Source organism: Citrobacter sp. VF227, assembly GCF_052950715.1.
Genome location: NZ_JBRFVF010000001.1, coordinates 1013572 through 1029187 on the forward strand (window position 1 = coordinate 1013572; position 15616 = coordinate 1029187).

A 15616-nucleotide genomic window follows, 5' to 3' on the forward strand; every position below is an offset into this window, starting at 1 on the left:
TGCGTTATCTATTTCGCATCCGACGAGTACTCGTATTCGTAGTAACCGTAATCCTGATATCCGCTGGCGCGGCGGAAAATAGAGTTAAGGATCACCCCTTTCACCTGAATGCCGTTTTGCTCAAAGCGACTCAAGCTGGTTTCCACCTCTTTCAACGTGTTGACCGCGTAACGTGCCACCATCAACGTGGTTCCGACGTGACGCCCCACGATAGCCGCATCGGTCACCGCCAGAATTGGCGGGGTATCAATCAGCACCAGGTCATAGTGTGAGCTGGCCCAGGCAATCAGTTCGCCAAAGCGCTCGCTCATCAGTAGCTCAGAAGGATTGGGAGGGATTTGTCCGCGCGGGATCAGATCGAAATGCGCAATGGCTGTCGGTTTCGCGCTGGTTGAGATATCCCCCTTGCCGATGAGGATCTCAGACAGACCGTTGAGGTTATTGGTCCCCAGCAGTTCGTGGGTATAGCCTTTGCGCATGTCGCAGTCGATCAACAGCACGCGTTTGTTGGTCTGGCTGATGACCGCCGCGAGGTTGGCGCAGACAAATGTTTTACCAATCGACGGGCTGACGCCGGTAAGCATCAAAACATTGTTACGCGCCTGCATCATGGCAAAATGCAGGCTGGTGCGCAGGCTGCGGATCGCTTCGATGGCGAGATCCGTCGGATTCCCCACCGCCAGCAACTGGCTTTGCTTGTAACGTTTCACACCTTTAATGGTTTGCACGTTATCACGCGCTTTTTGCCATTCAGACAGCGGAATACTGGCATATACGCTGATGCCGTGTTCTTCCAGCGCCTGGGGGCTTTCAATACCGCGATTAAACAGCGACCGCAGCAGGACGCCCACCACAGAAAGCATCAAGCCGAGAATGATACTGCCGAGGATAATCAACGCCGTTTTCGGCTTCAGTACACCGGGTTGAGCAATCGCCGGATCGACAATGCGCACATCTCCGACCGTACTGGCTTCGGTAATCTTTAGTTCTTGTTGCTTGTTCAGCAACTGCATATAGACCTGCTGACCAGACTCCACGTCACGCGTCAGGCGAACAATCTCCTGCTGCGTTTTCGGCATCGCCGTTACGCGCCCGTTTAGCTTGCTTTTCTCATCTTCCAGCGCCTGGCGTTTTTCCAGCAGCGTACGATACGCCGGGTGCGCTTTGGTGAACAACTTGGAAATCTCCGCTTCTTTGAAGGTCAGCTCATTGAGCTGAGCATCAATGTTCACCATCGAATCCAGCACCGCTTTGGCTTCCAGCGGCAAATCCACAGAGTCTTTGTCCTGACGAAAAGCGTTCAGCTTGTTTTCGGCAACATCCAGCCGGTTACGTACCTCAGGCAACTGTCTGGCCAGAAAAGCCAGACTTTTAGCGGCTTCTTCAGACTTACGCTCTACGTTTTGTTGCAGATAGTTGCGGGTAATACTGTCGAGGATCCGACGGATTTGCTCACGGTCTTCGCCGGTAAAGGTCAGGCTCAATACGCCGGTATCTTTGCCGGTTTCTGTCACCATCAGATTATTTTGCAAGGTGTTGATCATGCCCAGCGTGGAGAATTTAGTGACGGTAAAACGACTCTCAGGGCTGGCATGAATAGCCCCGACCAGCATCGTCACCCCGTCTTGCTTCAGCATCTGCCCAACCCGTCCCTGAGCGCTAAAGCCCTCGTCACTCACCAGCTGATAGCGTTTGTCATCCAGTACGCTGAGCGTGAAGGTCTGTCCGTTCATTGCCTTTGGCAGCGTAAAGGTGGTCACATTAACCGTTTCGTTCTGGCGACCCATTAACCTTTCCCAACCAGCGCCAAATATGGGGAATGTTTCTTTGATAACACCGATATCCAGATTGAGATCGTCTACCGTTTTCCCCAGCACCAGTCTTGACTGGATGAGCTGAATTTCCGCTTCCGAGGCCGGAGGTTTGTTCGACAGCGCAGAGCCAATATCCTGCACCAGTGAATTTCCGGTATTTTGCTCAATTTGCACCAGCGCGTCCGCACTGTAGATGGGTGTAGCAAACAGCGTGTAAACTGCGGCACACAACGCAAAAACCACAGTAATGCCAAGCACCCACCAACGGGCTTCTACCACCGTTGCGACCAGACGACCAATATCGATTTCATCATTGCCCGTTACCGGCGCTGCAGACTGTTTAACTTTTTCTGTCATTGTTTTCCCTGCTCTGCGTTCAGTGCCTGAGCCCATTGGCGGGCAGACCGTTCAAGTAAGGCGTACACCGCGTCAAACGCGTCACGACTTTTACGATACGGATCGGGAATTTCGCGCTCACTGTCCCAGTGACCAAAGAGCATCACTTTGCCCCGCATCTCCGGTACCAATTCGCACAGGGCTGAGATATGCCGTTTTTCCATGGTCAGGATCAGGTCATACTCCCGGCACATTCGTCCCGAGATCTGCCGGGCACAATGATTTTCCAGTGACAGGTTGTGCGCCTGTGCTACGCTAATCGCGCGCGGATCCGCACCTTTCCCCACCAGCGCCCCGAGGCCAGCAGAAGAGACCGTCAACGCCGGGTGAAATTGCCTTAACAAGCGCTCCGCCGTCGGAGAGCGGCAAATGTTCCCCACACAGACAACTAAGATTTTGTTAAACATGATGATTACCAGTTGTGAAGGTCGCTGGCCGTGTCCGTCATATAGCGAACACCGCTAATAGTCGGCAGCAACTGATTGATCAAACGGTTCCAGCGAGCAACCGGCGCGGTAGTGACATACACCACATCGTATGGCTGGAGTCGGAATGACGTCGCCATCACCAGCGATGTCGCATCGGACATATCAAGCTGATAGATATTGGCGATCTTGCCGTTGTTCCCACCCTCACCTTTAAGTGGACGAATAACGAAAATACCGCTGGCGTTGGAAGTGGTCAGATCGATACCTTCCGCGTTGCCGAGCGCTTCGGTGAGCGTCATGCCGCTGAAGTCCATTTTGAGGGTGCTCTGTTTTTTCACTTCTCCCATCACGAAGACTTTCAAATCGTCATTACGCGGGACAAACAGAATGTCGCCAGGATAAAGCAGACGGTTCTGGCTCAGGTCGCCATTTTGCATCAGCGCTTGCAGTGAAATGCGTTGTTCCTTCCCGTTATGCGTCAATACAACGTTGCGCCAGTCTGCCGCCTCGGTAAGACCACCTGCGGCGTTAATGGCATCGAGAACGGTAAGTGGCACGTTGGTGATGGCCTGCTGGCCAGATTTGTTTACCTGCCCTGAGACATAAGCCTTTTGCGAGCGGAAAGCGGCGATATTAACGTCCACCTGCGGGTCAGCAATGTACTTCGCTAAGCGCCCGGTAATATCACTACGAATTTCGGCCAACGTCTTTCCGACCACCCTGACTTTGCCGATGTAGGGGTAAAACATGGTGCCATCAGGCTGCACCCAGTTGCCGGTATCGCTTGAGCTACGGTACTGTCCGGCTGGCGTGGTAAGTTCAGGGTGATCCCAGACGGTCACATTCAGAACATCACCCGGGCCGACCCGATACTGATACTCAGCAATCTCCTGGTCCAAAGACATATTAGGCTGCGCAACATTAGGTCGGGGACGTAATTGTTCGACCAGTCGAGGGGTGAGCGGGTAAACATTCACCATGCGATCGATATCAAAATCAGCGTCCTGCTGTTTAATCACATCTTTGCCCATCGTAGACATATTGCTGCCCGGTAGTACGGTACAACCGTTTATCAAGATTACCGATACCAATACTGGCATCAATTTAAGTTTGGATTTCATCATTGATTATTTATCACTTTGGCAGAGTAATTATCACGTGCGATCTAAATAGCGACCTCGCCTGTACGTATTTACCTTGCCGTTAATTGAAATGAAATTTAACTGGCATCAGTCCTAAAAAAATGAATTCATCTGCGAGCTCTTGACAAAATAATTTAGGCTTGTCTCATGCGACCAGACACGCTACCGCCCCTGGCTTTATTAGCTACCAATGCACTGATTAATTTTAATTTTCACCTTCTCCTTTATTTTCATCACATTCAGAACGACAACGCATCGGGAATAGCGTCACTGGTTGATGAAGATATATTTACCTTTTGATTATTGCCGGAGGAATTGTTACAGCTAAGCGAAAGTCAGGCAAGATAACAAACCATCAACAACTTGCTTTTAAGATTAATATTAAGCGCTGTACTTTTATATTTTTAGGATTTTATTGATGTTGACAACGCAGCCATTAAAATACCTTACCTGCGATATTTCCTAAATATATCCGGATTAACAAAATAGTTTCCTGTAGTGACATCAGGGCTATTATCTCGTGTCTAACCTGATATCGCCGACAGAGAAATCCCTGCCCCGCCATTGCATTTTTCGCCAGTTTTACCCATGATCGAATTGTGACAATTGTCATACAACTATGGGTATAGCATTTACTATGGAATGGATTGCCGATCCGTCAATCTGGGCCGGACTCGTCACGTTAATCGTGATCGAACTTGTTCTTGGCATTGATAATCTTGTTTTTATTGCCATCCTCGCGGAGAAACTGCCTCCTGCCCAGCGGGATAAGGCGCGTATTACCGGGCTACTGCTGGCGATGGTCATGCGCCTGCTGCTGCTGGCATCGATATCCTGGCTGGTGACGCTGACCACGCCGCTGTTCAGCATTCGCGACCTGAGCTTCAGCGCGCGCGATCTGATCATGCTGTTCGGTGGTTTCTTCCTGCTGTTTAAAGCCACCATGGAACTCAACGAACGGCTGGAAGGGAAAGACAGCGATAACCCCACCCAGCGTAAAGGCGCTAAATTCTGGGGTGTCGTCGCGCAAATCGTCGTACTGGACGCTATCTTCTCCCTGGACTCCGTCATTACCGCGGTTGGGATGGTCGATCACCTGGCAGTGATGATGGCTGCGGTGATTATTGCCATCAGCCTGATGGTGCTGGCGAGCAAGTCGCTTACGCGCTTTGTCAACAGCCATCCAACTATCGTTATTCTGTGCCTGAGCTTCTTGCTGATGATTGGTTTCAGCCTGGTCGCCGAAGGATTTGGTTTCCATATCCCGAAAGGTTACCTGTACGCCGCCATCGGTTTCTCGGTCATGATTGAAGCACTGAACCAATTGGCTATCTTTAACCGTCGTCGCTTCCTGTCAGCTAACCATACCTTGCGCCAACGTACTGCTGAGGCGGTAATGCGACTCTTAAGCGGGCAAAAAGAAGACGCTGAGCTGGATGCTGAAACCTCAGCGATGCTGGCGGATCATCATGAAGGTCAGATTTTTGCCCCGCAGGAACGGCGGATGATAGAACGTGTGCTGAACCTTAATCAGCGAACCGTCAGCAGCATCATGACCTCGCGCCATGATATTGAACATATCGACCTCAATGCGCCGGAAACAGAAGTCCGCGCTTTGCTGGAAAAAAACCAGCATACGCGTCTGGTGGTCACCGGTGAAGACGAGCAGGAAGAGCTGCTGGGCGTGGTGCATGTCATCGACCTGCTGCAGCAGTCCCTGCGCGGTGAACCGCTTGATTTACGCGTCTTGATTCGTCAGCCGCTGGTGTTCCCGGAAACGCTGCCGCTGCTTCCGGCGCTCGAGCAGTTTCGTAACGCCCGGACGCACTTCGCTTTTGTTGCCGATGAATTTGGTTCCGTCGAGGGGATTGTGACACTCAGTGACGTAATGGAAACCATCGCCGGTAATCTGCCGAACGAGGTTGAGGAGATTGATGCCCGCCACGACATTCAGAAAAATACTGATGGTTCATGGACCGCTAACGGTCATATGCCGTTGGAAGATCTGGTGCAGTACGTACCTATTCCGTTAGATGAAAAACGTGAGTATCACACCATTGCCGGGCTGTTAATGGAGTATTTGCAGCGCATCCCGAAAACCGGGGAGGAAGTTCAGGTTGGCACCTACCGACTGAGAACTCTGCAGGTGGAAAATCATCGCGTGCAAAAAGTCCAGCTGATACCGCTACACAGTGAAGAAGAGATGGATTACGAAGTGTAAGTCACAAGCCGGATGGGGCATCAGCCGCCATCCGGCAATTTGAATCAGAGTTTATCCAGCAATTTTTTAACATCTTTACCGTTGCGGGAGTCTTTATTACGATCGGCCCAGTCGTTGAGGCGACGTTTCGCTTCATCCTGCAAATGCTTCCGCAATAGCTGGTCGACCTGCAGACTATAATTAAGCGCTTGCCACTGGCCGTACACCCTGAGAGGAACCGGGGTGGCTTTCAGGAAGTTAATCAACTTACTTTCGCCTTCCCAACCGCCCAGCACGCGAATGTTAAACAGCGTGTCGCAATTCTGCTTCACCAGATCCAGCGTTCCCTTGCCGGTCAGCGCCAGCATAGCGGACTCGCCGGCCATGTTATCCAGCGTTACCTCGCCGTTATCCAGCGTCATATCGGTCACGAAGTGATCCAGCCGGGTCACGTTCTCCATATTTTGCTGGGCTTTAGCATCTCCACCGCTACGCTCAACGGCCTGCTGTATCATCTGCTGGAAGTTCATCCCTTCCATTCGCGTATCGTTCATTTCGACACGGGCCTGCCCTTGCCAGTTGTGACGAAACGCCTGAGCATCAATATCTGAGCCAGAGAAATCACCTGTCAGAGAAAGTTTACCCGTGAGAGCGATTGGGTAATCGAAGGCTTTCAGGATTGCGCCAATTTCGACACCGTCGAGGCGCGGATGGAAGACCGCTCGCGGCTGTCCTTTTCTGGCATCCAGCGTGCCCGGAAGCGACACCAGCCCACCGTCACTTTTCCCTTGCAGCTGCGCAACGTTTAATAAACCGAACTGGTTGTCTATTTTTGCCGAGACATTGTCAAACGCCATTTTCCGCCACAGCACTTTGTCCGCTTGCAAAGTGATGTCTGCCGCAAATCCCTTGAGACCTTGATAAGAAACAGCATCAACCTGCGAAGCAATGACAGGGCGCGCCAGCGTCGACTGACTCTGACCTTGCTGTACCTCACCGTTCTTCGTCACGGGATCACGTTGCACGAGTAGATTGTCCAGATTGAGCTGACTAAATTTCAGGTCAACGGTCCATTCTGGTTTATCCAACAATGTCACCTGAACTTGCCCGGCGAGAGAGCTGTCGTTAGCAGTCAAATGAATCTGGTTAAACGTGAGCTGTTTTTTCTCTTCCTGCCACTGCGCCTGAAGCTGTCCCTGACCGTTAATCCCCTGCGGCGGTAGATCGGCCCCTTGCAGTTGCCAGCTTATCTGCGCAATATTCGCGGATAAGTTATGCGGATAATCGGAAGCATCAACAGTACCGTTGAAGGATAACGCGAGGTCACGCTGATCGCGGTTCACGCGCCCGGAGAAATCAAACGTGCCGCGGTGCTGGTTATCTTGTTCCATCTCCAGCCGGATATCACGAACCGTGACCTGCTCATCGTCCTCATGCTGGAATACCAGAACGCTATCAGCAACGCGCAGACGGGCGATATCAAAGGACCATCCTTTGTCTTCAGCCATGTCGGGCAACGTATTGTCTTTTGGAGCCACGGGTGCATCTTTTCCACGCACCGCCTCAGTTTGCGGGGTCAGTTGGATCACCGCGCCCTTGAGCATCACCTGCTTAACGCTGAGCTGATGGCTCAGCAACGGCCACAACGCGACGTCAAGACGCATATTATCGGCACGAACCAGAGGCTCGCTGGCACCTTCCGCCGTTAGCACCATGCGCCCTGAGAGGATACTCAACTGAGGCCATACGTGCCAACGCAGAGGACCATCCAACTGCAGTTGATATCCGCTACGCGCAGCAACCTGCTTGACCATATACGCGCGGAAATCATTCGGATTCACCAACAGTACTAACGCAGAAAAACCGGCCACCAGCACGACCAGTAAGATCATCAGCGTCGTCAGAAATCGTCTCATGCTATCCCCAATGGACTGAAAAACACTCAGTCTTTATCGATCCGGCTGGCAACGGCGCCCTGCTGATCGCGATACTTCGCGTCCTGACGACGGTTGTAGGGTCGCGCCGCCGGACCGGAAAGCGGTTCGAAACTTAATGCGCCAATCGGCATGCCAGGACGCAGGGCCAGCGGTAATTTTCCGGAGTTGTAAAATTCCAGCACGATGCAGCCTGACCAGCCCGGATCGATGCGGTGCGCGGTGACGTGTACCATCAATCCCAGACGTGCCAGCGAAGAACGGCCATCTAACCAGCCGACAAGATCGGAAGGCAGCGTAACGGATTCGAACGTCACGGCCAGCGCCAGTTCTCCCGGGTGCAGGAAAAACGCCTCGCCGTCTTTGAGGACGATTTCATCACTCATCACGCGATCCAGCGCGGCGCTGACTTCATCTTTTGGTCCACTCAAATCGATATACGCCGCCGTATGACCCCGGAACGTACGGAATTTGTTGCCAAGACGCACATCTACCGTGGCGCCATTGATTCGCTCGACAGGAGGGCGGGGAGTGATCGACAGGCGACCTTCATCCAACCAGGCTTCAATATCTCGGTCACATAAACGCATGGCACTTTCTCCTTTCGTGCTTCAAACCCTTAATGCCAGGTGCGTTAAGGGCGAACCAGGTTATCACTGAACGGTACACAATTCGCTGAACTTATTCAAAGAACTGACTAATTTTAGCCTTCAGAATATCGATGGCGATGCGGTTTTTCCCCCCGCGCGGCACAATGATGTCGGCGTATTGTTTTGAAGGCTCAATAAATTGCAGGAACATTGGGCGGACGGTTTTCTGGTATTGCGCCATTACCGAATCCATTGAACGACCACGTTCGTTCACATCCCGCTTGATACGGCGCATCAGGCAAATATCCAATGGCGTATCAACGAAAATAGAGAAGTTCATCTCTTCACGCAAACGCGCATCCGTCAGCAGCAGAATGCCTTCCAGAATAATCACTTTCTTGGGTTCAATATGAATAGTGTCCTGCGTACGCGTGTGCTCGACATAGCTGTACACGGGCAGTTCAATAGCACAACCACGTTTCAACGTTTGCAGATGTTGAAACAGCAGGCTGTGGTCCATCGCATTCGGATGGTCATAGTTAGTTTTAACACGTTCTTCCATCGACAGATGGCTTTGATCTTTGTAATAGCTGTCTTCGGGAATAACGCCAATATGTTCGTCACCGACTTGTTCACGCAATTCGCGATAAAGAGTACTGGCAATAAGACTCTTGCCGGAAGCCGATGCGCCGGCAATGCCGATAATGACGCACTGATGGGACTGATCAGTCATAAATTTAGCGACCTGATTAACCTGGATGTAAGGAAGGGCGGCGTCGAAACGCCAAACGCGGCAATTATAGGGATTTCAGCGGCGCGATGCCAGCCCAGCCTGCACCAATGCCGTCCCTGTCGCAAATTAAAATGGTCAGTTTTAAAGCAGGTGCTTTATTTATTCCCATGGCTTAGGAATTAATAGCTTGAGAGTGTTAATTTATGAGCTGCTGGCGTATAAATTGTAAATTATTTGTACTAGCATAATCCCAGATTAAATGTGATGCCTCCGGCGTCTCTACTGGGCGTCATCGGCTATTTGGGTAGAGTGGTAATGAGTAAACAATCCCAACATGTTTTAGTTACATTACCTCATCCTCTACTGCGCCTGGCCAGTTTAGGTCTGGTGGCGTTCATCTTTACGCTGTTCTCGCTCGAACTATCACGTTTCGGCGCACAGCTGGCACCGCTGTGGTTCCCAACCTCAATCATGATGGTGGCCTTTTACCGTCATGCAGGAAAAATGTGGCCGGGGATCGCACTGGCCTGCTCTTTGGGTAACATCGGCGCTTCTTTGCTCTTCTTCCCCAGTGAGTCGCTGAATTTCACCTTCACGGCGATTAACATTATTGAGGCAGTCGTTGGCGCAATGCTCTTGCGTAAACTTTTACCCTGGTACAATCCTTTACAAAATCTTAACGACTGGGCGCGCCTGGCATTTGGCAGCGCGGTTGTTCCGCCGCTGCTGGGCGGCATATTAATGTGGATGTTGCTGCCGAAGGAAACTACGTTAAATACCTTTCTCATTTGGGTACTGTCAGAATCCATCGGCGCGCTGGCGCTGGTGCCGCTGGGTTTACTGTTTAAACCACATTATTTGTTGCGCCATCGCAATCCACGTTTACTGTTTGAGACCCTGATTACACTGTTGGTGACCTTAACGCTCAGTTGGCTGTCAATGATGTACATTCCATGGCCGTTTACCTGCGTTATTGTCCTGCTGATGTGGAGCGCCGTGCGTCTGCCGCGAATGGAGGCGTTTTTAATATTCCTCAGCACCGTGATGATGGTTTCGCTGATGTTGGCCGCCGACCCTTCGCTGCTCTACACCCCCAAACTGAACATGTTTACCAGCATTCCCTGGCTGCCGTTTTTAATGATCCTGCTGCCAGCCAATATGATGACCATGGTGATGTACGCATTTCGGGCTGAACGTAAACATATCTCAGAAAGCGAATTACGCTTTCGCAACGCGATGGAATATTCCGCGATTGGCATGGCGCTGGTCGGTACCGAGGGGCAGTGGCTGCAGGCCAATAAAGCCTTGTGCCAGTTTCTGGGCTATAGCCAGGAGGAGCTACGTTCACTCACCTTCCAGCAATTAACCTGGCCGGAAGATTTGAATAATGACCTCGAACAGTTGGACATGCTGGCACGCGGGGAAATCAACAGCTATTCCATGGAAAAACGCTATTACACCCGCGCGGGCGAGGTTGTCTGGGCCTTGCTGGCGGTGTCACTGGTACGTCATAGCGACAATACCCCACTCTACTTTATCGCCCAGGTTGAAGACATTAACGATCTCAAGCATACCGAGTGGATTAATAAACGGCTGATGGAGCGCATTACTCTCGCGAATGAGGCCGGTGGGATCGGCATTTGGGAATGGGAACTGCAGCCTGATGTGATCAGTTGGGATAAGCGTATGTTCGATCTGTATGAAGTTCCCCCACATATCAAACCCAGTTGGCAAGTCTGGTATCAATGCCTCGTGCCTGAAGATCGCGAGCACGCCGAAAATGTGATTCGAGATTCGTTGGCCGCGCGGGTTCCGTTTAAGCTTGAGTTTCGTATCACGGTGAAAGATGGCGTACGGCATATCCGTTCGTTGGCCAACCGGGTGCTGAATAAAGACGGTGAAGTCGAACGCTTGCTTGGCATCAATATGGATATGACCGAAGTGAAGCAGCTTAACGAAGCGTTGTATCAGGAAAAAGAGCGTCTGCACATTACGCTTGATTCCATTGGCGAAGCCGTGATTTGTATTGATGTCGATATGAACGTGACCTTTATGAATCCGGTCGCTGAGAAAATGAGCGGTTGGCAGCAGGAAAGCGCGATCGGCATGCCACTCCTGACGGTACTGCGTATTACCTTCGGTGATAACGGCCCGCTGATGGAAAATATCTACAGTGCCGACATGTCGCGCACCGCAATTGAGCAGGAAGTGGTGCTGCATTGTCGCAATGGCAACAGTTATGACATTCAGTACAGCATCACGCCCCTTAGCACCCTGGATGGCGGCAGCATTGGCTCGGTGCTGGTCATACAGGATGTCACCGAGTCGCGTAAAATGCTGCGCCAGCTTAGCTACAGCGCTTCGCATGACGATCTGACGCAGTTGGCCAATCGAGTCAGCTTTGAAAACCATCTAAAACAGTTGCTGCATACAGTACACGACGCACGCCAACATCATGTGCTGGTTTTTATCGATCTCGATCGTTTTAAAGCAGTGAACGACAGCGCAGGTCATGCCGCGGGCGATGCCTTGCTTCGCGAACTCTCTTCACTGATGCTGAGCATGCTGCGATCCAGCGATATGCTGGCGCGCCTTGGCGGCGACGAGTTTGGTCTGTTGCTGCCAGATTGCAATATCGAAAGCGCCCGCTTTATCTCAGGCCGCATCATTAGCGCCATTAACGATTACCACTTCATGTGGGAAGGCCGCTTGCACCGCATTGGCGCCAGTGCGGGGATTACATTGATTGATGAGAAAAACCATGTTGCAACCGAGGTTATGTCTCAGGCGGATATCGCCTGCTACGCGGCGAAAAACAGCGGGCGCGGACGAGTCTGCGTCTATGAACCCCAGCAAAGTCAGGCCCATGCCACGCGTAGTCAACTGTCATTGGATGAACAAAGACACTCCATCACCCATAACCCCATGCTGATGATCGCCAGAGGCGTGGCCTCCCCGCGTATACCAGAGACGTTTAGCTTCTGGCTTGTTTCATTACGTTTAGGCACCGAGGAAGGCGAACTGATTGAAGAGCATTCTTTCCGTACCGGACTGGTCGATCCCGCATTGAATCAAGCCCTCGACCGCCGGGTATTCCGCGAATTCTTCCAGAACGCTGCTCCGGCAGTCGCCAGCAAGGGGCTCAGTATTGCCCTGCCCCTTTCCGCCGCAGGTTTGCTCAATTCAGAACTTGTTGATGAGCTACTGGAACAATTGCAACGCAGCCCGCTACCGCCACGGTTGTTGCACCTGACCGTTCCAGCCATCGTCATCAAAACAAATCCTACGTTGGCAGTATCCGTCCTGCATCGGCTACGTCAGTTCGGCTGTCGAATTGTGTTAAGTCAGGTTGGCCGTGATTTAGAGCTTTTTGACAATCTGAAATATCACATGGTTGATTACCTGTTGCTCGACAGCGAGCTAAGCGCCAGCGCCCACGGTGACCTGATTGACGAAATGTGGGTGTCCATTATCCAGGGCCATGCCCAGCGCCTCGACATTAAAACCATCGCTGGCCCGGTGCAACTACCGCTTATCATGGATACGCTCTCTGGCATCGGTATCGATATGATTTATGGTGACATTATTGCCGACGCCCAACCTATAGATCTGCTACTGAATACCAGTAATTTCGCTATCAACTGACGGCTGCCAGCCATCTGTATACCAGATATGCAAGAGCGCGTAGGAGCGCCAGGGTATCCAGCGCTCTGCATACCGTCGGATCTGGGCTGGCGTCATACCAGGAAATCGCTGTTTAATCAGATAATCATCCGGCAGAAATACATCCTTCGCCTGCCAACCACGCAGCGCGAAATAATTGGCGGTCCAGCGCCCTATCCCGGGAAACGTTTGTAGTTGCTTAACGCCTTGCTCAATATCGTCAGGCGCGGCTGTCAGCAGCGTTCCTTCAAGCGTTGCGCGAGCCAGGTAAATCAACGCTTCAGCGCGTTTGAGTGGCATACCTAACGCTTTAAGATGCAATGGTTCGGCTTTAGCTAACGCTTCAGGCGTAGGAAAACAAACGTACCCGGGAGCATCCTCCAGCATATCCCCATAAGCAAGCGCGACTTTCGCCGTCAGTTTTGCCGCCATCGCCACGCTGACTAACTGCCCTAAAATCGCCCGTACGCCTTGCTCAAAAACATCGACACATCCCGGCAGACGCAGTCCCGGACGCGCCGCACCGAGACTTCCTAGCGCGCTGGTGATTTGTTGTGGACAGCAGTTCAGATCGAACAGGCGCGTTATTTTTTCCAGGCACACGGAGGAGACCGGCTGTAATCCCTGGCTCAACGTCACCTGTAGCGCGTTGGCCTGCAGATCCGCGACGACGCGTACCAGACCACAATGTCCTTCAACGGAGAGGCTTCTGACATAACTCAGTTCACCTACAGTTTCGACACCTTCAACCGCACGGGCGGCAAGAAACCCCAGCATCCAGGGCCAGTCATAAGGCGGTTGCCAGCTCAGCGTGAACATTCAGTTTTCCTTTTTACGCAAACCTACAGCATAAACGGTATTCAACCGATACGCCTTGCTTTCATATTCCAGTTGTCGGGGCGTCAACATTTCGTTAAAGTCACGCCCCTTCTTCACTGGCATGGGGATTTTTACGGTGTTTATTGGTTTTGACTACGGTACGGCAAACTGTTCAGTGGCCGTTATGCGTGACGGGCAGCCACACCTGCTCAAAATGGAAAATAACAGCACGCTGCTGCCTTCAATGCTGTGCGCGCCAACGCGTGAAGCAGTCAGCGAGTGGTTGTATCGTCATCACGACGTCCCAACAACGGACGATGAAACGCAGGCGCTGCTTCGCCGGGCAATGCGCTTTAACCGCGAAGAAGACATCGACGTTAACGTCAACAGCGTGCAGTTCGGTCTGTCGTCGCTGGGTCAGTATATTGCAGACCCGGAAGAGGTGTACTTTGTTAAATCACCAAAATCATTTTTGGGTGCCAACGGTCTGAAGCCGCAGCAGGTTGCGCTGTTTGAGGATCTGGTCTGCGCGATGATGCTGCACATACGCAACCAGGCGCAAAATCAGTTGCCGGAAGCGATCACCCAGGCCGTTATTGGTCGCCCCATCAACTTCCAGGGGTTAGGTGGCGATGATGCCAACGCCCAGGCGCAAGGAATTCTTGAACGTGCGGCCAAACGCGCCGGTTTTCAGGATGTCGTCTTCCAGTACGAGCCGGTCGCGGCTGGGCTGGATTTCGAAGCCACGCTACTGGAAGAAAAACGTGTGTTAGTGGTGGATATTGGCGGGGGTACGACCGACTGTTCACTGCTGCTGATGGGACCGCAATGGCATCAGCGCGCCGATCGCGAAAATAGCCTGCTGGGACACAGTGGCTGTCGCGTAGGCGGGAACGATCTGGACATCGCGTTGGCGTTTAAACACCTGATGCCGCTGCTCGGCATGGGGGGAGAAACGGAAAAAGGTATCGCCTTACCTATTCTTCCCTGGTGGAATGCGGTCGCGATCAACGATGTTCCCGCGCAAAGTGATTTCTACAGTAGCGCCAACGGTCGCTTGCTCAACGATCTTGTCCGCGACGCGAGAGAAGCCGATAAAGTCGCACTGTTGCTTAAAGTCTGGCGCGAGCGTCTGAGTTACCGCCTGGTGCGCAGCGCAGAAGAGAGCAAAATTGCGCTTTCCGACCAGACTATCGTTACAGCGGCGATCCCGTTTATCAGCGACACGCTGGCAACCGATATCAGTCAGCACGGTCTGGAAACTGCACTTAATCAACCCCTGGCGCGTATTCTGGAGCAGGTGCAACTGGCGCTGGAAAACGCACAGGAAAAACCGGACGTGATTTACCTGACCGGCGGTAGCGCGCGTTCGCCGTTGATCAAAAAGGCTCTCACCGAGCAGCTTCCTGGGATCCCTATCGCGGGCGGCGATGATTTCGGCTCCGTCACCGCCGGACTGGCCCGCTGGGCTGACGTTGTTTTCCGCTAAGCGGCTCGCAGGCTTAAAGGTACGCGTATTGACGTCATCGTTACTGTGTCTTATTTTCAGGAGTGAGGGTTAGGGAGGGTTTCCCCTCCCCCTGGTGTCTTAGTAAGCCGCGAAGCTAATGACGAAGAGTATCACCAGTATGATGACCTGCTTCATCATAACCCTTTCCTTCTTTTGGTCCCTTCCTCGGGAGGGGCTTTCCCGTTACAGCGTCCCGCTGAAATCTCTGGCTTACCTCCTTTTGCCTTGGCTGCACTCTAACGCACAATGACGCATTCGCTATTTTCGCCGCAGATTGTTGCGTAACGCCTCGCAAAGCCGCATCGGCATTCAGACGAATCCAGACAGTGTTTCATAATTCCTCCATCTTTCACCCTTGTTCACTGGCTAAACTAGTATCATTCCGCG

At 52.2% G+C, this 15616-nt stretch carries 11 protein-coding genes; 3 read left to right on the forward strand and 8 right to left on the reverse strand.

Going from position 1 to position 15616, the window contains the following annotated elements; all coding sequences use genetic code 11:
* Window positions 1-8: 8 nt before the first annotated feature.
* From wzc to ACU8YC_RS05120, 3 genes are read right to left on the reverse strand one after another with little or no spacing between them, the layout of a single operon-like run.
* Window positions 9-2171: a tyrosine-protein kinase Wzc gene (wzc, locus tag ACU8YC_RS05110; RefSeq protein ID WP_286544340.1), complete on the reverse strand. Its 2163-nt coding sequence runs from the start codon at window positions 2169-2171 to the stop codon at window positions 9-11.
* Complete coding sequence (wzb, locus tag ACU8YC_RS05115) at window positions 2168-2617, reverse strand: low molecular weight protein-tyrosine-phosphatase Wzb (RefSeq protein WP_151219766.1); 450 nt, start codon at window positions 2615-2617, stop codon at window positions 2168-2170. Before wzb ends, wzc begins: the two co-directional genes overlap by 4 nt.
* Before the next feature lie 5 nt (window positions 2618-2622).
* Window positions 2623-3762, reverse strand: coding sequence for a polysaccharide export protein (locus ACU8YC_RS05120; protein WP_151219767.1), 1140 nt, complete (start codon window positions 3760-3762; stop codon window positions 2623-2625).
* 655 nt (window positions 3763-4417) lie between these two features.
* On the opposite strand from ACU8YC_RS05120, the gene ACU8YC_RS05125 reads away from it, so the two are divergent.
* Window positions 4418-6001, forward strand: a complete 1584-nt coding sequence (locus ACU8YC_RS05125; protein ID WP_446895086.1) for a TerC family protein — start codon at window positions 4418-4420, stop codon at window positions 5999-6001.
* A 44-nt stretch (window positions 6002-6045) separates the two neighbouring features.
* Here the strand turns inward: ACU8YC_RS05125 and asmA are convergent, their stop codons facing one another.
* From asmA to udk, 3 genes are all read right to left on the reverse strand, one after another.
* Window positions 6046-7896 (reverse strand): outer membrane assembly protein AsmA, encoded by a 1851-nt coding sequence (asmA, locus tag ACU8YC_RS05130; protein ID WP_151219769.1) that lies wholly within the window; start codon window positions 7894-7896, stop codon window positions 6046-6048.
* A gap of 26 nt (window positions 7897-7922) precedes the next feature.
* The gene (dcd, locus tag ACU8YC_RS05135; RefSeq protein WP_003834269.1) at window positions 7923-8504 is read right to left on the reverse strand and encodes a dCTP deaminase; all 582 of its coding nucleotides are present in this window, start codon (window positions 8502-8504) and stop codon (window positions 7923-7925) included.
* 91 nt (window positions 8505-8595) lie between these two features.
* Window positions 8596-9237 carry a uridine kinase gene (udk, locus tag ACU8YC_RS05140; protein WP_151219770.1) on the reverse strand — a complete coding sequence of 214 codons (642 nt, stop codon included), beginning with the start codon at window positions 9235-9237 and terminating at the stop codon, window positions 8596-8598.
* A 315-nt stretch (window positions 9238-9552) separates the two neighbouring features.
* Between udk and ACU8YC_RS05145 the strand changes: the two genes are divergently transcribed.
* Window positions 9553-12882 (forward strand): diguanylate cyclase, encoded by a 3330-nt coding sequence (locus tag ACU8YC_RS05145; protein ID WP_151219771.1) that lies wholly within the window; start codon window positions 9553-9555, stop codon window positions 12880-12882.
* Here ACU8YC_RS05145 and alkA read toward each other — a convergent pair.
* Complete coding sequence (gene alkA, locus ACU8YC_RS05150) at window positions 12850-13719, reverse strand: DNA-3-methyladenine glycosylase 2 (protein WP_151224702.1); 870 nt, start codon at window positions 13717-13719, stop codon at window positions 12850-12852. The genes ACU8YC_RS05145 and alkA overlap by 33 nt on opposite strands.
* 136 nt (window positions 13720-13855) lie before the next feature.
* On the opposite strand from alkA, the gene yegD reads away from it, so the two are divergent.
* Window positions 13856-15208 (forward strand): molecular chaperone, encoded by a 1353-nt coding sequence (gene yegD, locus ACU8YC_RS05155; RefSeq protein WP_187258730.1) that lies wholly within the window; start codon window positions 13856-13858, stop codon window positions 15206-15208.
* 99 nt (window positions 15209-15307) lie between these two features.
* On the opposite strand, the gene ACU8YC_RS05160 is transcribed toward yegD, so the two are convergent.
* Window positions 15308-15367, reverse strand: a complete 60-nt coding sequence (locus ACU8YC_RS05160) for a type I toxin-antitoxin system Ibs family toxin (protein WP_151219965.1) — start codon at window positions 15365-15367, stop codon at window positions 15308-15310.
* Window positions 15368-15616 lie beyond the last annotated feature (249 nt).